Source organism: Gordonibacter sp. RACS_AR49, assembly GCF_030418435.1.
Classification (GTDB): Bacteria; Actinomycetota; Coriobacteriia; order Coriobacteriales; family Eggerthellaceae; genus Gordonibacter; species Gordonibacter urolithinfaciens.
The window spans coordinates 64,399-87,608 of sequence record NZ_JAIUDM010000010.1 but is presented as its reverse complement, the minus strand read 5'-3'; the positions used below and the strand labels follow the sequence as shown (position 1 = coordinate 87,608).

At 69.2% G+C, this 23,210-nt stretch carries 21 protein-coding genes; 14 read left to right on the top strand and 7 right to left on the bottom strand.

Annotated features, from left to right (window positions below; genetic code table 11):
• The first annotated feature begins 102 nt into the window (after window positions 1–102).
• From LB310_RS13590 to LB310_RS13565, 6 genes are all read left to right on the top strand, one after another.
• The gene (locus LB310_RS13590; RefSeq protein WP_278806544.1) at window positions 103–2,976 is read left to right on the top strand and encodes a molybdopterin-dependent oxidoreductase; all 2,874 of its coding nucleotides are present in this window, start codon (window positions 103–105) and stop codon (window positions 2,974–2,976) included.
• 3 nt (window positions 2,977–2,979) lie between these two features.
• The gene (locus LB310_RS13585; protein WP_278806543.1) at window positions 2,980–3,558 is read left to right on the top strand and encodes a 4Fe-4S dicluster domain-containing protein; all 579 of its coding nucleotides are present in this window, start codon (window positions 2,980–2,982) and stop codon (window positions 3,556–3,558) included.
• On the top strand, window positions 3,555–4,439 hold the full coding sequence (locus LB310_RS13580; RefSeq protein WP_278806542.1) for a molecular chaperone: 885 nt from the start codon (window positions 3,555–3,557) through the stop codon (window positions 4,437–4,439). Before LB310_RS13585 ends, LB310_RS13580 begins: the two co-directional genes overlap by 4 nt.
• Window positions 4,440–4,447: 8 nt before the next feature.
• Window positions 4,448–5,218: a DmsC/YnfH family molybdoenzyme membrane anchor subunit gene (locus LB310_RS13575; RefSeq protein ID WP_278806541.1), complete on the top strand. Its 771-nt coding sequence runs from the start codon at window positions 4,448–4,450 to the stop codon at window positions 5,216–5,218.
• Window positions 5,219–5,325: 107 nt separating this feature from the next.
• The gene (locus LB310_RS13570; RefSeq protein ID WP_278806539.1) at window positions 5,326–6,768 is read left to right on the top strand and encodes a DUF362 domain-containing protein; all 1,443 of its coding nucleotides are present in this window, start codon (window positions 5,326–5,328) and stop codon (window positions 6,766–6,768) included.
• A gap of 109 nt (window positions 6,769–6,877) precedes the next feature.
• The gene (locus LB310_RS13565) at window positions 6,878–7,408 is read left to right on the top strand and encodes a flavodoxin (protein ID WP_278806538.1); all 531 of its coding nucleotides are present in this window, start codon (window positions 6,878–6,880) and stop codon (window positions 7,406–7,408) included.
• A 117-nt stretch (window positions 7,409–7,525) separates the two neighbouring features.
• Here LB310_RS13565 and LB310_RS13560 read toward each other — a convergent pair whose 3' ends face one another.
• Window positions 7,526–9,553: a hypothetical protein gene (locus LB310_RS13560; RefSeq protein WP_278806537.1), complete on the bottom strand. Its 2,028-nt coding sequence runs from the start codon at window positions 9,551–9,553 to the stop codon at window positions 7,526–7,528.
• Between the two features lie 238 nt (window positions 9,554–9,791).
• On the opposite strand from LB310_RS13560, the gene LB310_RS13555 reads away from it, so the two are divergent.
• Window positions 9,792–10,283, top strand: coding sequence for a flavodoxin (locus LB310_RS13555; RefSeq protein ID WP_301155217.1), 492 nt, complete (start codon window positions 9,792–9,794; stop codon window positions 10,281–10,283).
• A gap of 108 nt (window positions 10,284–10,391) precedes the next feature.
• Here the strand turns inward: LB310_RS13555 and LB310_RS13550 are convergent, their stop codons facing one another.
• The 6 genes from LB310_RS13550 to LB310_RS13525 form a co-directional block, all read right to left on the bottom strand.
• Complete coding sequence (locus tag LB310_RS13550; RefSeq protein WP_301155216.1) at window positions 10,392–11,699, bottom strand: galactose-1-phosphate uridylyltransferase; 1,308 nt, start codon at window positions 11,697–11,699, stop codon at window positions 10,392–10,394.
• Entirely contained in the window at window positions 11,699–12,922 is a 1,224-nt protein-coding gene (locus LB310_RS13545) for a galactokinase family protein (RefSeq protein ID WP_301155235.1), read from the bottom strand. Before LB310_RS13545 ends, LB310_RS13550 begins: the two co-directional genes overlap by 1 nt.
• Entirely contained in the window at window positions 12,922–14,751 is a 1,830-nt protein-coding gene (locus LB310_RS13540) for a glycoside hydrolase family 2 protein (RefSeq protein WP_301155215.1), read from the bottom strand. Before LB310_RS13540 ends, LB310_RS13545 begins: the two co-directional genes overlap by 1 nt.
• Window positions 14,752–14,793: 42 nt before the next feature.
• A complete protein-coding gene (locus LB310_RS13535) occupies window positions 14,794–16,119 on the bottom strand; it encodes an MFS transporter (protein WP_301155214.1) in 1,326 nt (441 codons plus the stop codon).
• Between the two features lie 74 nt (window positions 16,120–16,193).
• A complete protein-coding gene (locus LB310_RS13530; RefSeq protein WP_301155213.1) occupies window positions 16,194–17,162 on the bottom strand; it encodes a helix-turn-helix transcriptional regulator in 969 nt (322 codons plus the stop codon).
• 117 nt (window positions 17,163–17,279) lie between these two features.
• Window positions 17,280–17,489, bottom strand: a complete 210-nt coding sequence (locus LB310_RS13525; protein ID WP_301155212.1) for a hypothetical protein — start codon at window positions 17,487–17,489, stop codon at window positions 17,280–17,282.
• A 327-nt stretch (window positions 17,490–17,816) separates the two neighbouring features.
• Between LB310_RS13525 and LB310_RS13520 the strand changes: the two genes are divergently transcribed.
• The 7 genes from LB310_RS13520 (at window position 17,817) to LB310_RS13490 (ending at window position 23,202) form a co-directional block, all read left to right on the top strand.
• Window positions 17,817–18,422: a TetR/AcrR family transcriptional regulator gene (locus tag LB310_RS13520; RefSeq protein ID WP_301155211.1), complete on the top strand. Its 606-nt coding sequence runs from the start codon at window positions 17,817–17,819 to the stop codon at window positions 18,420–18,422.
• Window position 18,423: 1 nt separating this feature from the next.
• The gene (locus LB310_RS13515; RefSeq protein WP_301155210.1) at window positions 18,424–19,200 is read left to right on the top strand and encodes an SDR family oxidoreductase; all 777 of its coding nucleotides are present in this window, start codon (window positions 18,424–18,426) and stop codon (window positions 19,198–19,200) included.
• Between the two features lie 214 nt (window positions 19,201–19,414).
• Window positions 19,415–19,831, top strand: coding sequence for an RNHCP domain-containing protein (locus tag LB310_RS13510; protein ID WP_301155209.1), 417 nt, complete (start codon window positions 19,415–19,417; stop codon window positions 19,829–19,831).
• Window positions 19,831–20,901 (top strand): ribosome small subunit-dependent GTPase A, encoded by a 1,071-nt coding sequence (gene rsgA, locus LB310_RS13505; RefSeq protein WP_301155234.1) that lies wholly within the window; start codon window positions 19,831–19,833, stop codon window positions 20,899–20,901. Before LB310_RS13510 ends, rsgA begins: the two co-directional genes overlap by 1 nt.
• A gap of 219 nt (window positions 20,902–21,120) precedes the next feature.
• Window positions 21,121–21,981 (top strand): aldo/keto reductase, encoded by an 861-nt coding sequence (locus LB310_RS13500; RefSeq protein WP_087189678.1) that lies wholly within the window; start codon window positions 21,121–21,123, stop codon window positions 21,979–21,981.
• A gap of 193 nt (window positions 21,982–22,174) precedes the next feature.
• Complete coding sequence (locus tag LB310_RS13495; protein WP_157780526.1) at window positions 22,175–22,669, top strand: DUF5067 domain-containing protein; 495 nt, start codon at window positions 22,175–22,177, stop codon at window positions 22,667–22,669.
• Between the two features lie 113 nt (window positions 22,670–22,782).
• Window positions 22,783–23,202: a helix-turn-helix domain-containing protein gene (locus LB310_RS13490; protein ID WP_041239651.1), complete on the top strand. Its 420-nt coding sequence runs from the start codon at window positions 22,783–22,785 to the stop codon at window positions 23,200–23,202.
• Window positions 23,203–23,210: the final 8 nt, after the last annotated feature.

Below are 23,210 nucleotides of genomic sequence, written 5' to 3'. Positions count from 1 at the left end.
ATCAACTACTCATTATAGGTATTAGCTTTGTCCTTTTCCCGGACGCACAATGGAGGCACCGGATCGGCACGAGGTGCCGGCAGGGGGAAAGGAGAGACGAAGATGAGTTTGTTGCACAACACCATGAGCCGCCGCAGCTTTCTGCGAGCGAGTGCGGGGGCCACGGCCGCCGCGGCGGCGCTCGGCCTCGCCGGTTGCTCGAGCGCGGAGGCGCCAGCGCATCTCACGGACGACGACGGCGCACTGGCTATCGCGTCGGATGCGCGCGTCATCGGCGGAGAGGGGGAGTGGATCCCCATCCACTGCCACCAGAACTGCAACCAGATGTGCCTGAACATGGGCTACGTGGTGGATGGCGTCGTGGTTCGGCAGAAGACGGACGACGCTCGCGAGGACCGCTTCGACTGCCCGCAGCAGCGCGGCTGCCTGCGCGGCCGCAGCCTGCGCCAGCAGGTGTACAACGCTGATCGTATCAAGTATCCCATGAAGCGCAAGCATTGGCAGCCCGGCGGCGGCGAGGGCGCCCACGGCGAGCTGCGCGGCAAGGACGAGTGGGAGCGCATCGGCTGGGACGAGGCGCTCGACTACGTGACCGACGAGCTCAAGCGCGTGTATGCGGAATACGGCCAGGACGCCGTCATCTGCAACGGCTGGCGCTGGGCCCCCGCTTCGGCCATGTTCCCCGTCATCGGCGGAGCGGTGTACAACACCGAGACCGAGTCGTTCGGCTGCTGGGCGTTTCAAACCGAGGCGCTGGGCCTGTACTCGCACGGCGACCATCCCGACCTCATGATGGGCCCCGACAAGTACGACCTGCCGAACGCCGACACCATCGTGCTGTACGGCTGCAACCCCGCATGGGCGCAGCACTCCAGCATGTACTGGCTGAACAACGCCAAAGAAGCGGGCACCGAGTTCGTGTACGTGGGCCCCAGCTACAACGTGAGCGCCGCGCAGCTGGGCGCGCGCTGGATCCGCGTGCGCCCCGGCACCGACACGGCGTTTTTGCTGGCTGTGATCCACGAGATGATCCGCTTGGACGACGAGCGCGGCGACGTCATCGACTGGGACTTCGTGAACGAGCGCACGGTGGGCTTCACGCCCGAGACCATGCCCGACGATGCGGCCGACGACGAGAACTTCCGCGACTACGTCCTGGGCGCCTACGACGGCCAGCCGAAGACGCCGGAGTGGGCGAGCGAGATATGCGGCACGCCGGTGGAGGACATCGCGTGGTACGCGGAGCTGGCCGGCAAGAACAACAAGGTGGTCTTCTTCCACAGCTATGCGGCGTCGCGCTACCTGGGTGCGGAGAACCTGCCGCAGGCGTTCATGACCGTGTCGGCCCTGGGCGGCCACTACGGCAAGTCGGGGCACGGCTCGGCCGCCATCTACACGTGGGACGCGGGAGATTCGGGTTACCGTCTCATCCAGCATGCGGGCGGCGACTACGGCTATATCGACAACCTCGTGGGCTCGCCGGGCGCCACCGGGCCGAACCGCTGCATCGAGGGCAACTCGTGGTGGAGCTCGCTTGCGGAAGGCCGTTACCTCTCCACGTCGGCCGGGCCCTACGATCTGGGATCGGGCGACGATCCCGCCAAGCTGCGCGCTAACACGCCCACCTACCACGAGGCGCGCGAGATGCCCGTCAACCCGCGTCTCTTGTTCCAGACGAACTCCAACTTCATGCAGACGCGCGGCAACCTGCCCACGGCCATCGAGGTGATGCGCGCTGCGGACACGTGCATCTCGCTCGAGATCAAGTTCTCGCTGACCGCGCAGTTCGCCGACATCATCCTGCCGGTGGCCACGCACTGGGAGGGCAACGACGACGAGGCCTGGGGCGAGCTGTGCTGGCCGAGCCCCTTCGGCGACGGCAACGGTCAGAAGCAGCGCAAGGACGCGCTTCTGGCGTGGCGCCCGCTCGTGAAGCCGATGTACGAAGCGCGTGAGGAGAAGCGCATCTGCCGCGACATCATCGAGCGCATGGGTTTCGACGCGCACGAGGCGTATCCCAAGAGCAACTACGATCAGTGGCTCGGCTACTTCCTGGGGATGCGCGAGCTCTCGAGCGACCTGTCGCGCTGGGAACCGGTGATCGCCTGGACGGCCGCCGACAACGAGAAACACGGGGCGAACTACCCGGAGCAGGAGGGCAAGGTGGGCTTCGACGAGTTCATGGCGCGGGGCTCCTACGTGGTCGAGCGCTCCGCCGACGACCGGCGCAACTACGTGGGCTACCGCGACGACAAGCTGGGCATCGGCGAGGACGGAACGTCGGTGACGGTTGCCGACCCCGCATGGCCGCGTCCGTCCCGCTCGGGCAAGCTGGAAATATACTGCCAGTTCAAAGCCGACAACGTGAACCGAGTGTGCCTCAACCCCGAGCCCATCAAGCCTTATGCGAACTACTTCGTGCCGAACCGCGGCTACCAGGAGACGTTTTCCGACTGGGGCGCCAAGGCGAAGGGCCCCTATCCGCTGCAGGCGTACACGCCCCACTATATGCGCCGTGCGCACACATGCTATGACAACATGACGTGGACGCAGGAAGCGTTCGCCAACCCGGTGTTCATGAACGCCCAGGATGCCGAGGAACGCGGCATCGCGGCCGGCGACACGGTGGCATGCTGCAACGAGTTCGGCCGCATGCTTCGCCGTGCCCAGCCCTTGCACGGCATGATGCCGGGCACGGTGGCTATCCCTCACGGCGTTCGGACGCTGCTCGACGAGAGCGATCCCGACCGCATCGTCGATCGCGGCGGAAGCGAGCAGATGCTCTCCGACGGGCAGCAATCGAACTACTTCCCCCAAGTGGACGGGTACAACAGCCTGCTCATCGAAATCGAGAAATACGACGGCGAGCCCCTGCCTGCCGACTGCGATCGCGGCCCGTTCTTGGCGCCCGGCATCGATGCCGAGGACACGCCCGCGTACACCGTCCGGGGCATCTACGAGAACGAGGAGGCGTAAACCATGAGCTTGGGATTCTACGTTGACCTGCAACGCTGCATCGGCTGCCGCACCTGTCAGGTGGCGTGCAAGGACCGACGCGACCTGCAATCGGCCGGCCCGCGCCCGCGCAGGGTGGACTCGTTCGAGTGCGGGACGTATCCGGACGTGAGCCTGTTCCACCTCGCGCTGTCGTGCAACCACTGCGACGAGCCGGCGTGCGTGGCGGGCTGCCCCACGGCCGCCCTGCACAAGGCCGACGACGGCACCGTGCAATACGATGCCGATCGCTGCGTGGTCTGCCGCAACTGCATGACGGTGTGCCCCTACGGCGCGCCGCAGCATGACAAGGACGCGAACCTCATCGCGAAGTGCGATGCCTGCAAGGCGCTGCGCGACGCGGGCCGCAACCCCGTATGCGTGGACGCGTGCCCCATGCGGGCCATCGAGTTCGGCGAGCTGGACGAGCTGCGCGCTGCGCACGGGGACGATCTGACGAGCGAGCTGCCCGTGCTGCCGAGCGCAGACGTCACGCATCCGAACATGCTGCTGCGTCCGAGCGCGGGAGCGCTGCGCGAGGATTTCCGCGAGGTGACCCTGTGAGCGCGGCCGAGGCGGCGACGGTCGCCGGGGCCGCGGAGGAGGCGTTCGCGCTCGAGGAGCTGCTGCTGTTCCGCGCCTATCTGTACACGCTGTTCCACAAGCTGCTCGGCGCCGCGCCGGACGCGGCGGCGCTCGACGCGCTGCTGGGGCGGGAGACCGCCGAGGTAGCGGGCGCCTACGCTGAAGACGACGCGACGATGCGCGGGTTCGCACGCTTCCTGGAGGGCCTTGCCGCGCGAGAGGACCGCGCGGCCCTGCTCGACGAGGCGCGCGACGAGCACGTGCGGCTGTTCGTCGGCCCTGGGCCGCTGCCGGCGTTCTCCTGGGAGTCGCCCTACCGCTCGCACGAGCCGTCGCTGTTCCAGGAGAGCACGCTGGCCGTGCGCGCCGCCTACCGTGCGCACGGACTCGAGCCGAAGCGGCTGGCGCGCGTGCCCGACGACCATGCGGCCTTGCTGTGCGCGTTCCTGGCGCGGCGTTCGGGCGCGGCGCTGGCGGCGCTGCGTGCGGGCGACGCGAACGGGCTCGCCGTCGAGCTGCGCGACGAAGAGGCGTTCGCGGCAGCGCATCTGACCAGCTGGCTGGACGCGTTCGCAAAAGCGGCGCGGCGGTCGAGGACGGCGGTGCTGTACCCGCAGCTGATCGAAGCACTTGCGGCGTTCGCTCGGGTGGATGCCGTGTTCTTGGCCGAGGCGGCGTACTGGGCCGAGGGCCTGGCCGCCGAAGGGGCCGTCGGTGCGCCGGACGTGCGGCGGGGGAGCGTCGAGGCCCGCGCGCTCGAGGCCGCGCGCGAGGCGCTTGCGGCGCTCGAAGCGCTGCGCCCGTACGGCATCGAGGATTACGAGCTTGTTCCCGCGCGCCTGTGCGCGGGAACGCGATGAGGATGGTGATGGCATTGATTACCGAATTTCCCCTGTTCGCGTTCACGACCCTGGGCGGCATGGCTGCCGGGGCGTACGCGGCCGCCGCGTGCTTTGCGGACGACGGGCGAGAGGCGAAGCGCCCCTGGTTGTTCCCGCTCGTGTGCCTCGCGCTGTTGGGCGTCGGGCTCTTGGGCGTGCTCGGTCACCTCGGGCGCCCCGAGCGGTTCCTGCTGGCGATGAGCAATCCCGCGTCGATGATCGCGGAGGAGGCGTACTGGTCCATCGCGTTCGGGGTGCTGATGCTGGTCGATTTCGTGCTGCTGCTGCGCCGTGGCGCGAGCCCGCGCGCCTTGCGCGTCGCGGCCGCGGTGGCCGCGCTCGGGCTCATGGGCGTCATGGGGTGGGCCTACTTCACGAGCTACGGCAACCCCGCATGGGCGACGTGGCAGACGCTGCCGCTGTTCGTGGCGGGCGACCTGGCCGCGGGTGCGGCGCTGTGGGCGCTGTTTCGGGGCGAGGGCGCGTACCGCTCGGGCGCGTTCGCCGCGGCCTTCACGGTCGTCGGTGCGCTCTCGATCGCGTCGATCGCGCTGGTGACCGCGCACTTCGCCTCGCTCGGCTACGACGCGCTGCCGTTCGCCGCGGCCGTCGTACCGGTGGCGGCGGGCGTCGCGTTCGGCCTGCTTGCCTGGAAGGACAAGCTCCCGGCCGCAGTCGGCCCGGCGGCGGCGTTCGCCTTCGTGCTGGCCGGCGTGGCAACCGCCCGCTACGCCTTCTACGCCGCGAGCATATTGTAGCGGGTGTCCCAAATGGGGGCAGCCCCCATTTGGGACATGTTTCCGCTTGACCTGAAGTGCGCTCCAGCCGGTATGGTACCAGGAAGCCGACGACGAAAGGGATCGCGATGAACGAGATGAATGGCGCTCGCAAGGCAGCGCGCATGGATCGGCGCACGTTCGTCATGGGCGCGGCCGCGCTCGGGGCGGCGGCGCTGGCGGGCGGGGTACTGGGCAGCTGCGCGGACGGCGCGGTGGAACCGGCGGCGACACCCGAACCCGCCGCTCCCGAAACGCCGGCGTCCGCACCCGATGCGCCGCGCGCCGCGCAGCTTCCGTACGATTCGGCGTTCCCGCCGCACGAGCCCCTCGGGCGCGGTGTGGGTGCCCTGCCGGGGCGCGTCGCCTGGGTGCGCGACGCGGCGGCCGTGACCTGGGACGGGTCGGGCTATTGGTGGCAGCGCGAGCACTTCGACGAGGACGCCGTGCGGCGCATGGTGGACGACGGGATCGCCGCCACGGCGGGTGCGGACGACGCGGCGTCCGGGTGGCGGGCGCTGTTCGAGGCGCACAACGCCCGGGTCGGGCGCGGCGGCGGCTACCGGGCAGGTCAGAAGATCGCCGTCAAGGCCAACATGAACGGCGCGGGCACGAACGGCTCGGACGTCGACAGCGCCATGAGCTATACGACGCCCGTGCTGCTGCGGGCGCTGCTGCTCTCGCTCGTGGAGGATGCGGGCGCGGCGGCGTCCGACATCACGGTGTACGACGCGTGCCGCATCGTTCCCGAGCACGTGCGCGCGCTGTGCTCGGAGGGCGCGCTCGCCGGCGTGCGCTTCCGCTACAACGACGAGGGCGGGCCGAACGACGCCGTCGGCGACGAGGGCGCGCCGATCAGGTGGTCTGCTGACGTGGCCGGCGACGCCAACGTCGCGCCCGCGTGCGTTTCGGAAGCCGACTACCTCATCAGCCTCGCCAGCCTCAAGGGCCATTCCTACGGGCTCACGCTCAGCGCGAAGAACCACTTCGGCTCGCTCGTCAATTCCAGCCGCCTGCGCCCGCCCGAGGCCGCGGGCATCCATCGCTTTGTGTCCGGCCAGGTCATGGGCATGTACACGGTGCTCGTCGACCTGCTGGCGAACGTGCACCTCGGCGGCAAGACGGTGCTGTGGATGCTCGACGGCCTCGTGCCCGCCACGTCCGAGGGCGCATCGGTCACGGACGAAGCCGCCCGATGGGAGGGCGCTCCCTTCGACGGCGGCTTCGCTGCCAGCCTGCTGCTGTCCCAGGATCCGGTGGCGCTCGACTCGGTGGGCGCCGACTTCCTCATCAACCAGCCGTCGGTCACGTCGCGCAACGCCGCGCTCGACGGCAACCTGGGCGTGGAGAACTACCTGCACGAGGCCGCCCTCGTCGCCGCGCCGCCGTCGGGCGCGGCCTACCGCGACGGCGCGGGCGGCCCGGTGGGAAACCTCGGCGTGCACGAGCATTGGAACAACGCGGTCGAGCGTCTCTACAGCCGCGACCGTGGCGAAGCGGAGGGCATCGAACTCGTCCGCATACTGCGATGAGCCTGCGCACATGCAATCTCCATTTGACCTGGAGCCAGCTCCAAGGCGTAGAGTTCAAGGCGGATCAGACGATCGCAAGCGATGGGAGACGCGTATGAAGAAGCGAGACATGGATCGGCGGACCTTCGTGATGGGGTCGTTCGGCTTCGGCATGGCAGTGCTCGGCGGCGGGATGCTGGCCGGGTGCGCGGCGGGCGACGAGCCCGCGGCACCCGAAGCGCCCGAACCCGTAGCGGTGCCCGAAACGCCCGAGCCTGCGGCGGCCCCCGAGCCGAAAGCCGGCGGCGGACGCGCCCTCGTGGCGGTGTTCTCGTACTCGGGCACCACGCTCACGGTGGCCGAGCGCATCGCCGAGGCGACGGGGGCCGACCTCTTCCGCATCGAGACGACCGACGCGTGGCCCGACGACTACGACGCCATGACGGCGCAGGTGCAGCGCGAGCAGGACGAGGGCTATCTGCCGCCGCTGGCCGCCGCCGTACAGGACTGGGATGCTTACGACACCGTATACCTGGGCCATCCCATCTGGTGGGGGCAGCTGCCGCACGTCGTGCGGTCGTTCCTCGCGCAGCACGACCTGGCGCAAAACGGCGGCCCCGTTCTCCACGAGCAGCTCGAGCGGCAACGCAGCCGCCCTTGACGCCCTGCGCGAGCTGTGCCCCGAAGCCGATGTGCGCGAAGCCCTGCATCTCACGCGCGGCAGCCTTCCCGGCGCGCTTGACGAGGTGGAGCCGTGGATCGAGGGGCTGGCGCGCGCCTAGCGTTCCGCGGGCTTTCCGGCGCGTGCGATACGGCGTCGGGAGGCGACGGCGAATGCGGCGGCAGCGAAACAGGCGAGGGCGGCGGTGTCGGCGACCGCAGAGGTCGCCGCATCGCCGGTAGGGGCGAGCTTGCCAGGTGCCGGGAGCGCTGTGGGCTCGGTGGGCGCGCCCTCGCTCGGGGGAGGGGCGGTCGGCTCCCCGGGCGTGTCTTCGCCCTGATCGCGCGCGGTTACCGTGAACGTGCGGCTGGCGAACGAAAGGGTGGAGCCTGCCGTGCAGCGGTACGCGCCTACCACTTCATGCAGGTCGGTCTTCGCCGATAGCGGCCCTTCGTAGGGCACGAATCTGAGAGGGTCGACGTAGCTATCGTCGGTCGCCTCGAAGCAGAACAGCTGTCCGCCGGGCACGTCGTGTGCGAAGGACAGCACGATGGGATCGCCTTCGCTCAGCTCTCCGCCGTCAGGGTCCGCCTGCACGCGGACGGCCACGGGCAACGGCGCGTCGCCACTTGCATAGGCGATGCGCGGGTCGGCTTGGGCGTCGACCGTGAATGAGCCGCCTTCAACGTCGACGGCCGTGAACGAGCCGCCGCCCGGTATGGCCGCTGCAGGTTCGGCGATGTAGAGGAGCGGCACGTCGGAGCCGAACACGGTGGAGCGTGCGGTCGGGTCATTGGACAGGCTGCGCGGCCCCGTCTCCTCGCGCAGCAAGACGGCCATCCCGAAGTTCTCCACGAGTTCGTCGAAGGTGCGCACAACGCAGTATTGCCCATCGCCCAGATACCCGATCTTTTCCAGCGCTGCGGTCAGCGCGTCGCGCGTGCAGGTCTCGTACGTTCCCTCGTCGTCGGTCGCGCTTTGCGCTTCCATCACGGCGCGGTAGATGCCCTCGCCTCCGCGCATCGTGCCGTCGGTGCTCGCGAGCCCTTCGGTCTGCGAGGCCAGATAGAGTCCAAACAGGAACCACGCGCCGTACGACGAGGCGGATTCGGGACGGTCGACGCCGGGCACGTAGTCTTCCTCGTAAACGAACGGCGGCAGGTAGCCCTGATTGCCCGTAATCATAGCGAGCGCCGTGGGGTCGTCCGTCTCGATGCCCATGAGGCCGATGGCCGCCTGAGAGAACGCCTCGTTTAGCCAGGAGTCGCTGTATCCTCCGGTACGGGCGTAGTTGATGAGGTGCTGAAACTCGTGGACGAGCGTCGAGAGGGCCAGGTCGGCGTCGAAGGCGTCGGATGCGGGGGAGCCTTCGTAGAGGCTGGCCGCGTTCACGTGCAGCGCATCCATGACGTTCCCTGTCGCGTAGTCGTCTGCGCCTGCTTCGAACAGATCACCGCCCTGGAAGAAGCCCATCACGTTCTCGTATCCCCCAAGGAAAGGGTAGAACACGAACGCGGCGCGCCCGTCGCCGTCGACGTCGGCTCCGCCTTCGTCGCGCCAGTCCCCGAACAGCTTCACCTCGCGATCGATGAACTCGTGCAGGTTCTCCGCCAGCAGGTCGAGGTCTTGCGGCAGGACGGCGTCCGGATGCTCGGTATCCATCCAGAACGTATAGTTCTCGCCGACGGCCACGCATTCGATGGCGAAGTCGGCCTTCCCGGCGCGGTAGTCGCTGTAGAACGCGCGCGTGTCGCCCACCTGCGGCTCCGAGGCGGCAAGGGTGCGCGATCCGGCAGAGTTGCTTGCAAGCGCGTGTCCCTTCGACGGTGTTTGCAGATAGGGCGCGGCGCAGACGGGGGATGCGGCTGCTCCGTCGGCAAGTTCGGCGGCTGCGGCGCCGTCCTCGGCAACCGATGCCGCCTCGTCGGTTGGAAGGAGGCGGGTCGGCGTGCGCGCTTCGAGCTCCTCGTCGCTTCCGATGGGCGTCGGGTCGATCGCCGCAACCGTCGATCCGGCCAGCGCTTCGCCGTCGAAACTGGCGGACAGGGCGGCAGCGTACGCGGCGGGGACGCTGCCACATGCGAGCGCCGCAGCCAGAACGACGACTGCGGCGCACTGTGCGAGGGGGCGGGCGAGGGGGCGCATGGGTCTCCTTAGGAAAAGGGAAAATTCGAGTTCCAGTATAGCGTGATCCCGCGGGCGGTTCCGAACGCTCCGTCACGCGTGCGCTGAAATCGGCCAGGTATTTGACGAATGCCGGGTCGTAGTGGTTGAAGAAAGGGCTCCCCCTTTGCGGTTTTTCATGAAGTTTCCTGTTGACTTCGAGTCGACTCCAAGGTCTACGATAGTCTCGGAACCGATTCGAGCAAAAGGAGACCCTCTTATGACGAACGACAAGAAGATTCTCGTGGCGTACTTTTCCGCAAGCGGCGAGACGGAGCGGCTCGCGCGGACGATCGCGCAGGCGACGGGCGGCGACCTGCACGAGATCGAGCCCGCCGTGCGCTACACGGCGGCCGACCTCGATTGGAACGACAAGCGAAGCCGCAGCAGCGTCGAGATGAACGACCCCTCCTCGCGCCCGGCCGTCGCGAGCCGCGTAGGCAACATGGACGCGTACGACATCGTGTTTGTCGGCTTCCCCATCTGGTGGTACGTGGCGCCGACGATCGTCAGCACGTTTCTGGAAGCCTACGACTTCTCGGGCAAGACGGTCGTGCCCTTCGCCACGTCGGGCGGCAGCGGCCTGGGCGGCACCGAGTCCATCCTGCACGCTTGCTGCTCGCCGGCGACGACGTGGAAGCCCGGCAAGCGCCTCTCGAGCCGTGCGAGCGAAGCCGAGGTGGCCCGCTGGGTGGAAAGCCTCGGGCTGTAACGCGCAGGCGGGCGCGGGCTGCAACGGCGCTGCGCCGCAGCCCGCGCCCGGCCCGCCCGAAACGCTACGACGCCTCCGGCCCGAGGCTGCCCGCCTTGCCCTGGACGCTCAGCCGAGCCCCTTGATAAACGCGTTCCAGCCGGCGCGGCCCGAAGCGTCGCGCTTGAACACGCCGGTGCAGGCGAGGATGCGCGCGAACGCCCCGCCGACCTCCTCGCGCAGGACGGGGCCGATCGCCTCGGCGCGCGCGTCCTCGCAGGCCAGCTCGGCCGCTCGTCGGGCGAGCACGCTCACGGCCCAGGCGGCGTGGGGCGCGGTCGCCTCGCGCTCGAGCAGGAGCGCTTCCGCCTCCTGCGGCCTCCGGCCTGCCCGCGCGGCCTTGGCGAGCTCCCGCTCCACGGCCGGCAGCTCGCGGGCGAGGCGCGGGGGCAGGATGACAAGGCCCATGATCTCGATGAGGCCGATGTTCTCTTTCTTGAGATGGTGCAGCTGCGCGCCGGGATGGAAGACGCCCCACGGCCGCGCGTCGTCGGCGCGGTTGTTGCGCAGGACGAGGTGCATCACGTAGAGCGCGCCTTCGCGGTGCACGATGGGGTTGAGCGTGTTGTGCGGGCCGTCCGCGTCATGTGCGACGATGCCGCACGGCTCGAAGGAGAAGCGCTGCCACGCCTCCAGGATGCGCATCGCAGCGCGGGCGAGCGCGGCGCGGTCATGCGAGGCCAGCCGCAGCGCGGAGGCCGGCCAGCGCACTACGCCGCAGCCCACCTGAAGCAGCCCCGCGAGCGCCACCTCACGCTCGACGGGGGCTTTCATCAGGGGGAACACGTGACGTCCTCCCTGGAAGTGGTCGTGGGAGAGGATGGATCCGCCCACGATGGGCAGATCGGCGTTCGATCCTATGAAGTAGAACGGGAACAGGTCGGCGAAATCGAGCAGCCGCTCGAGGCAGTGCGCGTCGATCCTCATGGGCCGGTGCTCGGCCGAGAGCGCGATGCAGTGCTCGTCGAAGTACGCGTACGGCGAGAACTGGAGGCCCCAGCGCTCGCCACCCAGCTCGATGGCGGCGAGGCGCAGGCCGGGCTTCGCGGGGCGCCCCGGCGCGCCGGGGAAGCCCTCGTTCTCCCAGCAGAGGTCGCAGCGGGGGATGCCGGGGCTCACAGGCGCGTCGGCGTCGCGCGCCGCGGCGGCGATGGCGCGCGGATCCTTCTCGGGCTTCGACCGGTTGATGGTGATCTCCAGCTCGCCGTAGGGGCTCGCCGCCGTCCAACGGATGTTGCGCGCCACGGCCGCCTCGTCGAGGTAGCCGCTCGAAGCGCCCAGGCCGTGCAGGTACGCGACGGCGGCCTCCGCGTCCTGCGCGAGCAGGCGGTCGAACTCCGCGCGCACCTCTTCCGGCGCGGGCAGCGGCGCGCCCATCAGCCGATCCTCCGCGCGCACGCACCCGGCGCGCTGACGGCCACGGGCAGGCAGGCCTCGAAGCCCAGCAGCGCGTCCATCCGCGCGCGGAACGCCTCGGCCTCGGCGTCCGGCACGAAGGCGAGCACGCTGCCGCCGAACCCGCCGCCGTGGATGCGGTACGCGCCCCTCTCTCCCAGAAGGTGCGCGCACAGCGCGAGCACCACCATCGCGGGCTGCTCGGCGCCCGAGGCGTCGGCGCGCGGCGACACGTTCTGCAAGAACTGCGCCGACGACATCCCCGACTGGCGCACGAGCGCGAGGAACGTCGGGAAGTCGCCCTTTTCGAGTGCCCGCCGCTGCGCCGCCACGCGCCGCGTCTCCTCGAAGTAGTGGAGCGCGCGCAGGGCCGCGCGGTCGCCCAGCTCGGCGCGCACGCCTGCGAGGTCCTCGAGGAACGCCTCGCAGGGCACGTCCTCGAGCCGCTCGCGCCCGAAGCGCTTCGCGACGGCGAACATGTCGGCGGGGACGGCCACGAACTCGTCGGTGTGGCGGGAGTGGTCGCAGCGGCTGTCCACGAGGAACAAGGCGTGCCCGCTTGCGCGCACGTCGAAGGAAACGGGGGAGACGCGCGGCTCGGCGCCGGCGAAGTCGAGGGCCACGATGCCGCCGAAGGCGCTCGCCAGCTGGTCTTGGGCGCCCGTGGGCTTGCCGAAGTGGACGTCCTCGGCCCACGACCCGTCGAGAGCGAGCCGCACGAGGCTGCGGCGCGGGTCCAGGCCCTCCGTATCGCAGAGCGCGCGGATCAGCAGGCCCGTCAGCATCTCGAAGGCGGCCGATGAGGACACTCCGCATCCGGCGGGGATGTCCGAGCACGTCACGGCGTCGAAGCCGCGCAGCTTGCCGCCCGCGCGCGCGTAGGCGGCCGCCATGCCGCGCACGAGCGCCGCCGACGTGCCGCGCTCCTCCGCGCGCGGCACGAGGTCTCCCACGTCGATGGCCGCCTCGCCGAAGCCCTCCATGCTCACGCGGATCACGTCCTCGCCGTTCGGCGCCGCCAAGGCGAACATCCGCCGGTCGATGGCGGTGGAGATGGTGCGCCCGCCCTGGTGGTCGGTGTGGTTGCCGGCCAGCTCCACGCGCCCCGGCGCGGACGCGAACGCGAAGCCCCGGCCGCCCATGTCGCCGAAGCGATTCGCGAACCGCCCCTTCAAGCACTCCAACGCCTCTTCCTCGGTCCGCATCACGACGCGCCTCCTTCCGCGAGCTTGTTCACGCGCCGATCGTACGTCAGAAGCCCGTTCGTCTCCTCCTCCACGTCGGAGAGCTGGGTGTACACGTAGCCCGCGAGCCCCTCCGCCTCGAGCGCGTCGGCCGTCTCGAGGGTGGCGCGCACTCCGGCGCGAAACGACGCGAGGTCGCTCGAGGAGCCGTACCCGTACGACGTCTCCAGCGAGGAGTGCCCGTCCACGTGATGCGACAGCCCGCCGAACTCCGAGATGACGAACGCGCGCGGCGGCCGGGCCGCGTCGGGGTACACCTCGAGCGGCCGGAAGTAGTTGTGCACGCTGAGGAAGTCGCCGCAGCGCTGGTCGTACCACCCGCTCACCGCGTCGATGGGGCGCGTCGGGTCGAGCGCGCGCACCGTCTCCACGGCCCGACGCGCGTCGAACTGCCCCCACGCCTCGTTGAACAGCACCCAGGCGACGACGCAGGGGTGGTTGCGCAGATGGCGCACCGTCCCCGCGCATGCTTCGGCCCATTCCGCGCGAAACGCCGGGTCGTCGGCGGCCAGGCCGGGGAAGCGGCGCGGGTCGTCGTCGGCGTAGCGGCCCCAAGAGGCGCGGAAGAACGTGGGCTTGTAGCTCGAGCGCCACGGATCCGGGGCCCCGCCCCCGCTCACCATGTCCTGCCACACGAGCATCCCCAGCTTGTCGCACCACCAGTAGAAGCGGTTGGCCTCCACCTTGATGTGCTTGCGCAAGAGGTTGAAGCCCGCCTCGCGCATCGCGCGCACGTCGTGGGCGAGCGCCTCGTCGTCCGGCGCGGTCATGAGGCCGTCGGGCCAGTAGCCCTGGTCGAGCACGCCGCGCAGGAAGAGCGGCTCGTGGTTCAGGCAGAAGCGAGGCACGCCCTGCGCGTCGGGCTCCACGCCCACGGTGCGGAAGGCGCAGTAGCTTGTCGCGCGGTCGCGGCCGAAGGAGAGCTCGAGGTCGTAGAGGTGCGGGTCGTCCGGGCTCCAGAGGCGCGGGTTCGGCGCGTCAAGCGCGAGCTCGCAACGGTTGTCTTCCGCGCGGGCCCCGCCTTGCGCCACTTCCGCGTCGCCGTCGAGCAGGCGCGCTTCTAGCGCCGCCTCGCCGCGCACGGCTGCGGAGAGCACGAGCTTCCCCTCGTCGGGCCGCGGGTCGATTTCCAGCGCCACCACGTGCTCCTCGGGCACCGTTTCCAGCCAGATGCTCTGCCAGATGCCGCTCTGCGCGGTGTACCAGATGCCCCCGCGCGCAAGCCGCTGCTTTCCGCGCAGCTGCGTTCCCGCGTCGCTCGGATCCCAGACGCACAGGACGAGCTCGTTCTCGCCGTCGGCCAGCGCGTCGGTCACGTCGAAGCTGAAGGGCAGGTAGCCTCCTGCGTGCTCGCCGATGCGCGTCCCGTTCACCTGCACGGCGCAGGCGTAGTCCACGGCTTCGAAATGGAGCAGGGCGCGCTCGTCGCCTGCGGGCTTCGTGCAGGACAGCGCGCGCCGGTACCACAGAAGCTCGTCGGGCCGCACCTGCCGGTGCACGCCCGACAACGGCGCCTCCGGCGAGAACGGCACGCGGATGCGCCCGTCCCAGGCGGCGGGCGGGGGAGCGTCGCGCCACGCGCTCCCCGCATCGGCGACAGCCGCGATCGCGTAGTCCCACCACCCGTCGAGCAGCTCGAAGGCCTCGCGCGCGAGCTGCGGCCGCGGATGGACCTTCGCCCGCTCCCCGCCTGCCGCCAGCGCCTCGCCCCACGGCGTGAGCAGCTCCCGCAGCTCCGCGTCCTCCGGCTTGCGCGGCGCGCTCGCCAGCACGCGTTTGATATCGAGCATTTTCGCCTCCTCCGAAAATGTCATAGAAGGGACAGTCCCCTTCTATGACATTTTGCTCTTCTTGATGAACGGCAGCACGGCGAACGTCAAAAGCGCCACGGCCGCCCCGCCCAGGAAGATGAGCGACGACGGCGTGAACCCGTCGCCCACCACACCGAACCCGAGCGCCCCCGAGCCCGCGCTCAAAGCCGAGCCGATCCACGGCCCCACGAGCATCGGCACGAGCACGGCCATGAAGATGCGCACGCCCTGGAACGACCCCACGCGCCCGGTGGGCGTGTTGTTGCGCACCTCTGCGCCGAAGCAAGCGACCGCCCCTAGGTAGCCGCAGAGCATCAGCACCGACCCCGCGAACACGCCCGCCATGCCCGTGAGTAGCGTGAGCACCACGCACCCCGCCACGAACAGCAGAAGCGGCAGCACCACCGCGCGCCGGAACCCGCAGGCGTCGACCCGCTTGCCGTAGAGGATGGTGAACACGGCCGCGATCGCGATGCCCGGCGCCATCACGAACACATAGCTCTCGCCCAGGATGTAGGGCAGGCGCAGGTACAGCACGTAGTAGGGCATGAACACCTGCAGCGCCGTGGCGAACACGAGGTAGCCCAGAAGCACCAGGTAAAGCATCCGGTTCTCGCGCACCGCCTGCGGGCGGAAGCCGTAGAGCGCGCTTGCCAGGTAGCCGCCCGCAGGCGCGCGGCCGGGCGCCGAGTCGTCCATGAACAGGAGCACGCCCGCGCCGAGCGCCATCACCGCGACGCCGACGATGGTGAAGAACAGCGGGTAGTCGTAGGTCACCGTGCCGTCGGGCCGCACGATCATGAAGAACAGCGCGCCGCCGAACACCGCGAGCATCGCGAGCAGCGGCATGGCCGAGTTCACGCCCTCCACGCGCCCGCGGTTCTCCTCGCAGGTGATGTCGGTGACCCAGGCGTTGAAGCACGAGTCGTTCGCCAGGCTGCCGAAGAACGTCATCACGCAGTCGAACACGATGGTGAGCGTCACGCCGAACGCCATGGCCGCCGCCGCGGTGCCGGCGAGTGCCGACGAGATAGACTGCAGGTAGGCGAACACGATGATGGAAGCGCCCCACAGCGCGGTGCCCACGCCGATGAACGCCTTGCGCCGCCCGACGCGGTCCGACCACGCGCCCGCGAACAGCGTCGTGGCCGTGGCCGTGAGCGCCGAGGCGGACACCATGAGCGCCACGTCGGAGAGCGACGCGCCGAACGCGTCCTGGATGAACAGGTTGAAGAAGTTGTTCTCGAGCGCCCAGGCCACCTGCCCGAAGAACGACAGCAGGATGATGAGCGCCCACGACTTCCTCGTCAGGCCGGGGCGGGGCAGGGAGGCGTGCTCGGCAGGCATGGCATCGTCGATTCTCTCGGAGGAAACAACTTGGTGCCATCCTACCGGATTCCGCGCCCCGGCGCACCCTCCTTCTACGCCCTGCGCACGGGCCGCACGTACTTGCAGAAGCGCGCGGGGTCGAAGTAGAGGTAGATCGCCTTCCCCGGCGCCGTGTCGAACTGCCAGCCGTTATCGGCGGCCTCGAACGCGGCCATCGCGGCCTCGATCTTGTCCTCCACCGTGCGCATCTGGCGCTCGTAGTCGAAGGGTCCGTGCTCGAACACGGCGTACTCGCCCGCCTCCACGTCCATGAGGCGCAGGTTCGGCGGCACCTCGCCCGCCCAGTCGCGGGGCAGGCGCGCGCCCAGGCACTCGACGCGGGGGAAGCCCCAGGCACACAGGCGCCCCGCCGGGTCGCTCACGTAGGCCATCACCTGGCCGCCGCCGGCGTTCGCCTCCGCGCCGCCCTCGTCGTCGAGCTTGCCCTTCACGCTGTCCAGCAGGCCGCAGACGGTGGCCATGTCCTGCCCGGGAATCTCGTTCTGCTTCTGGCAGAAGTCCCAGTAGCCGTTGCTCTCTCGGTTGGCCACATGCAGGAACCGATGCGCGGGCACCGTGATGAAATAAGGTTCCACGTTCTCGTTCTCGTCCGTCATGCCGATCTCTCCCATTCCCAGCACGTAGCGGTCGAAGGCGGTGATCTTCGTGCGCAGCACCACGGGCCGCGGGTCTGCCCGGTACGCGCTCGGCGTCACGCCGAAGGCGCGCTTGAACGCCCGGGTGAACGCCTCGTGAGACGAGAACCCGTGGTCGAGCGCGATGTCGAGCAGGCTCGCGTCGCCGTCGCGCACCTCTTTGAGCGCGAAAGCGAGCCTGTGTCCTCGCAGGTAGTCCCGCAGCGGCATGCCCGAGACCTCCTTGAACCTCCGCGTGGTGTGGAACTCGGAGTACCCGAGCAGCTCCGCCAAGGCGCGCAGGGTGAGCGCCTCGTCGTCGCGGGCCGCGATGCTATCGTCGATCGCGTCGACGATCTGCTGCACCTGCCTTCGCCATTCGTGCATGTCTTGTCCGTTCTCCTTGCCGGTCAGCGCGCGCTGAGCTGCACTATACGGCACGCGGGGCACGCGCGCTTGATCCGACTTGCGAACGTTGCCCGCGGGCTCTCGGCGCGGGCCGCCTTACTGCTCGACGGAAACGAACGGGGGAAAGCGGTCGGAGCCTCCCGTTCGGCGCATGGTCTCGACGTCCACGTCGAAGGAGGCGCCGTCGTACTCGTAGCGCAGCTTGCCGCCTTCGCAGCGGGGGCGATGCTCGGCTTGGAAGGCGACGGGCTTTCCCCTGTGTCGAGCGCGCAGGGCGTCCACGTTCCAGCATCGCAAGGCCTCCAATCTGGCAAAGATTCCGAGGTAGGTGAGATTTTCTCTGTCATCGTCGGAAGTGGATGTGTGCAAGTAAAAGACTAGGTCGATGCTTGCTATCTGGTCGTTTCGGGTTGAACATGCTAAATCGAAAGTCGCATACCTCAAGATCTCTGCCATTTTCGGGTATGCATCGGTTATGGGTGCTGCCGTCCTGGCCTAATCCCGTGCGGCTTCAAACGGCTCGCTTGGAGAAAGGGCCATTCTTCTTCTCGCTTGGGACCACTTCCTTGATTCTTCGTCTGCTATGGCGTATCTTATGAATGAAAAATAATTCATTTAAAGGTAGGGGGGCAGATGCCGAAATCGCCGGAGCGGTGCGCGGAGCTGCGGGGCGAGATGCGGGCGCGGATACTGCGCGAGTCGCTGCGCTACTTCGCGCGCAATGGGTTCGCGGGTACCCGCATAGCGGACCTCGCGCGCGGCATCGGCATCGCGCAGGGGACGATCTACCGCTACTTCGACTCGAAGGAGGACCTGTTCGCCGCCTTGCGCGAGCTCGTGGCGAACGGCGACGACGTGCGGGAGCTCAAGCTGCTCGCCCGGCTGCCGCTGACGGCGAAGGCGAAGATCGGCCGCCTTTCCGCCTCCATCCTGGGGCGCCTGGCCGACGACGAGCTGTTCGCGGCCTCGGTGGTGCTGAACACGCAGCTCATGCTGGAGGAGGAACCCGACGCGGACGGCCGGCCCGCCCCGTACCGCTCGGAGCTCTACGCGCACACGGCGCGCATCGTCGAGCAGGGCCAGCGCGAGGGCAGCGTGGTTGCGGGCGATCCCCTCAAACTGGCCGACTACTACTGGGGCGTCGCGTACCTCTACGCGCTGAAGCGGCTGTTCACGGCAGGCTACGCCATGATCGACGCGGCCGATCTGGATCGCACGCTGCTCAAGGGAGGACGCTAGCATGGGCGCGCGCATCGCCGTCGTCACGGGCGCGACCGGCGGTATCGGCCGCGCCTTCGCGGAGCGGCTGCTCGAGGACGAGGGCATCGACGAGCTCTGGGCGGTGTCCCGCACCCCCGAGAAGCTCGAGCGCCTGCGCGGCGATCTGGGCGGTCGCGTGGTGCTGCTCGCCACCGACCTCTCGACCGCCGAGGGGTTGCGCGCCGTGGAGCGCGCCCTGCTCGCGCAGCCGGAGCGTCCCACGGTGGCCTACCTGGTAAACAACGCGGGCGCGGCCAAGATGGGCGCATGGGCCGAGTTCCCCGTCGACGAGATCGAGCGCACGGTTGCCCTCAACTGCACGGCCGTCGCCGCGCTCTGCCGCATCTGCCTGCCGTTCATGGGGCGGGGGAGCCGCATCCTGAACGTGTCCTCCGCTTCGGCCTTCCAGCCCACGCCCTTCCTCGGCCTGTACGCGGCTACGAAGGCGTTCGAGCTCAGCTACTCGCGCGCGCTCGGCGCCGAGCTGGCGGGCACCGGCGTGACGGTGTGCGCCGTGTGCCCGAGCTGGGTGGACACCGACCTGCTCCTGCACGAGGTGAACGGTCGCCGCGTGGCGTTCCCCGGCCTCGTGCCGCCCGGTAAGGTGGCCGCCCTCGCCCTGCGCGACGCGCGGCGGGGACGCGCCCTGTCGGTGCATCCCCTGTACGCGAAGTACCTGCACGTGGCCGCGAAGCTCGTGCCGCAGCGCATCGTCATGACCACGTGGCTGCGCATGTTGAAGCGCTACGGGGGCTGAGGGCGCGCCGGTTGTTCGACGCGCGCGGCGGCCCCCTTGCGGCCCTTCGCCCTCCTGTGGTATAAACGACGGCGTCAACACTACTTGAGGAGCATGACTTTTGTCACAAGGATGTAGCGTGGAGATTGTCGCAAGCCGGGAGGTTTGCGAGCGCTAGTCTCCGCTGGAACCTCCCAAACAGGGCAACGACCACCAACGTTTTGGGAGAACCACCGTGGAAAAAATCAAGAGAGGCACCGCCTTCTACCAGGCGCATGCCTGCATGGACAGCTTCATCTGCAAACAGTGCGGCCAGCTCGTCACGCCCGACGAGGCGGGGAGCCGCCATCGCAACCACTGTCCTCAATGCCTGCACAGCCTGCACGTCGACGAGCGGCCCGGCGACCGGGCGTCCGTGTGCGAAAGCATCATGGAGCCCATCAGCGTGTGGGTGCGCAAAGGCGGGGAATGGGCCATCGTGCACCGATGCAAACGCTGCGGGCACCTGAGCTCCAACCGCATCGCAGCCGACGACAACCCCGTCAAGCTCATGTCCATCGCCGTGAAGCCGCTGGCAGAGCCGCCGTTTCCTCTCGAGGGGCTCGGGGCGGACGCATGCGGTACGCCAACGCGCGAAGGGGGCGAGGCGTGATGGCGGCCGTCGACTTGCGCGCGTACGGCGTGACCGACGCGCTCATGCAGCGTGCGCGCGAGGCGTCCGGCGTCGAGGACCTCGTCGTGGGACGCGTCCTGTCCCAGGCCCACGAGCTGTACCGCGTCGTCGGTGCGCAGGGCGAGCTCTTCGCCGAAGCGGCGGGCAGGCTGCGCCATGCAGCCCGCTCGGCCGCCGACTTCCCGGCAGTGGGCGATTTCGTCCTCATGGACCGCGCGGACAACGCAGGCGGGCGCGCCATCGTCTCGCAGGTGCTTCCGCGCACGAGCGCTTTCGTGCGCAAGGCGGCCGGCGCGTCGTTCGAACAGCAGGTGGTGGCCGCGAACATCGACACCGCGTTTCTGTGCATGTCGCTCGTCGGGGACTTCAACCTGCGGCGCCTCGAGCGCTACCTGACGCTCGCGTGGGAAAGCGGGGCGGTGCCCGTCGCGGTGCTGACGAAGGCCGATGCGTGCGACAGCTTGGAGCGGCGGCTGCGCGCCGTGCAGTCGGTGGCCTTCGGCGTCGACGTGCTGGCCGTGTCGTCGATGGAGGAGGGCGGCTGCGAGGCCGTGCGCCCCTACCTGCGCCCCGGCAGGACCGTCGCGCTTCTGGGTTCGTCGGGCGTGGGCAAGTCGACGCTGGTCAACCGTTTGCTAGGGGAGGATGTCCTCGAGACGCGCGACGTGCGAGCCGACGGCCGCGGTCGTCATGCCACCACGCGCCGCCAGCTCGTGCTGCTGCCGGGCGGAGGCCTCGTGATGGACACGCCCGGCATGCGCGAGCTGGGGCTGGGGGACGTTGCCGAGAGCATCGAGCAGGGGTTCGCCGACGTGGAGCGCCTGTTCGCCTCGTGCCGGTTCTCGAACTGCACCCACGCGTCCGAACCGGGGTGCGCCGTCTACGAGGCCATTGCGGACGGCGAGCTGTCAGAGCGCCGCTGGCAGGCGTACCGCAAGCTGAAGGCCGAGGCCGCGTTCGCCGAGGACAAGGCCGGCTACCTCGCTCAAAAGGAACGCAGGTACAAGGACATATCGAAAGCCGTGAGGCGCCTGCCCGCGAAGCGCTGACATGGCGAGCTCCTGTGCGGCACCCCGGAGCATGCCGGTGCGGGGCGGCGCCGGCGCCCCCGCCTGGTTTGTGCGCGCGGGCCTACAACCGGGTGACGGTTCGCCCGCGTCGTCCCGCATCGGGTGCGGCGGCCGGTAGAGTGGGCGCATACGCGAAGGCGAAGGCGCACCGCGGGGCCGCGCGCTCGGGGCGGCGCGCCTGCGAACTAGGAGGCACTCATGGCAGACCTGCAAAGCCCGCAAGACAAGATCACCCTGCGCAACGGCTACGGCGTGCCGTGCATCGGGTTCGGCACGTGGAAGATGCCGGACGGCGAGGTGGGCATCGACGCCGTCCACCAGGCGCTCGCCGACGGCTACCGCCACATCGACACGGCGGCGGCCTACGACAACGAGGCCACGGTGGGCAAGGCTCTGGCCACGTCCGGCCTCACGCGCGAGGAGCTGTTCGTGACCACGAAGGTATGGAACACCGACCGCGGCTACGAGCCCACGCTCAAGGCGTTCGAGGAATCCCGCAAGAAGCTCCACCTGGACTACGTGGACCTCTACCTCATCCACTGGCCGGCGGCGCAGGGCGCCGAGGACGACTGGCAGCGCACGAACCAGGAGACGTGGCGGGCGCTCGAGACGCTCTACCTGGACGGCCAGGTGCGCGCCATCGGCACGAGCAACTTCAAGCCCCACCACCTGGAGCCGCTCATGAACGCCGCCGAGATCCTGCCCATGGTGAACCAGATAGAGCTGCACCCGGGCTGCAACCAAGAGGCCACGCGCGATTTCTGCAACCGCAACGACATCGTGGTGGAGGCCTGGTCGCCGCTCGGCGCAGGGCGCGTGCTGGAGAACCAGCTGCTCATCGACATCGCGGCCAGCTACGGCTGCACGGTGGCGCAGCTGTGCATCCGCTGGTGCCTGCAGCGCCGCGCCATCCCGCTGCCGAAGTCCACGGACGCCGGGCGCATCTCCGAGAACGCCCGCGTGTTCTGGTTCAATATCACCGACGAGGACCTGCAGCGCATCGACGAGCTGGACCCCCTCGGCCAAAGCGGCCTCGACCCGGACACCATCGACTTCTAGGGCGACTCCCGTTCTTCCGGTTCGAAGCGGAGCAGGGCGGGATGCCGGCCATCTCCTCGCCGAGCGGAAAGCCCTTGGTAGCGGGGGTTTTCCGCCCCTGCCCCGCTGGCGGGAACTTAGCTGCCAGCTAATGTTTTGGCTGGGCGGTTTCGATACCCTTGTTCCGATGGGTAAACCGGAGCAAGGAGGGATCATGAGGAAGAACATCGGTACTTTGGCGGCGGCCTGCGCTCTAACCGCCTGCGTCGGGCTGTTCGGCTGCTCGTCGGGCGGCTCGGAGGCACCGAGCGGCGAGAAGGCGGACGACGCCCCTCAGGCCGCGCAGAAGGAGCCCGAGCAGAAGGAGTCGAAGTACGCCGTGACTATCGACGAGTGCACGGTGGGGCAGGACTATGCGGGCAAGGCGGCCATCGTGGTGACGTACACGTTCACCAACAACGCAGAGAAGGCCGTGCCGTTCTTCACGGCCGTGTCGGCCAAGGCGTTCCAGAACGGCGTGCAGCTCGACACGGCGATCGTGAGCGACATCGACTCCCAGAGCTCCATGAACGAGATCAAGCCCGGCGCCACCACCACCGTCCAGCAGGCCTACCTGCTTGACGACCAGTCGCAGGTGAGCGTGGAGTGCACCGAGCTCATCAGCCTGGACGACACCGTCCTCGCCGAGAAGACGTTCGACGTGGCGTAAGGCCGTGCCGGCCGCCGGAACCGGGGCGGGCGCCCTCGCGACGCCATGGCCGGTTCCGGCGGCCGTCTGATACCATGAGACCGGACACGAAACGTAGAAGAAGGAAGCGCCGCGTGAAAGAGCCCTTGACCGACGAGCTGCTGCAGGAGCTGCTGGATGCGCCGGATCCGCGTGCATTTGCCGAGCGGCACCGCATCGGCCGGCGCAGCCTGCCGGACTACCTGCAGCAGCTGCTCGACGAGAAAGGCCTCGAGCGGGCCGAGGTCGTGCGCCGGGCGGGCCTCAACGACACGTTCGGCTACCAGATATTCATGGGGCAGCGCGGCGCCTCGCGCAACAAGGTGCTGCAGCTGGCCTTCGCCCTGGGCCTCACGCTCAAGGAGGCCGACCGGCTCCTCCAGGCAGCTGGCGCAAGCGGGCTGTACTGCAAGGATCGCCGCGACGCCATCATCATCTTCTGCCTCGACCACGGCTACAGCCTGCAGAAGACCGACGAGGAGCTCTACCGCTTCGGCGAGGACACGATCTGCTGAGGCTGCGA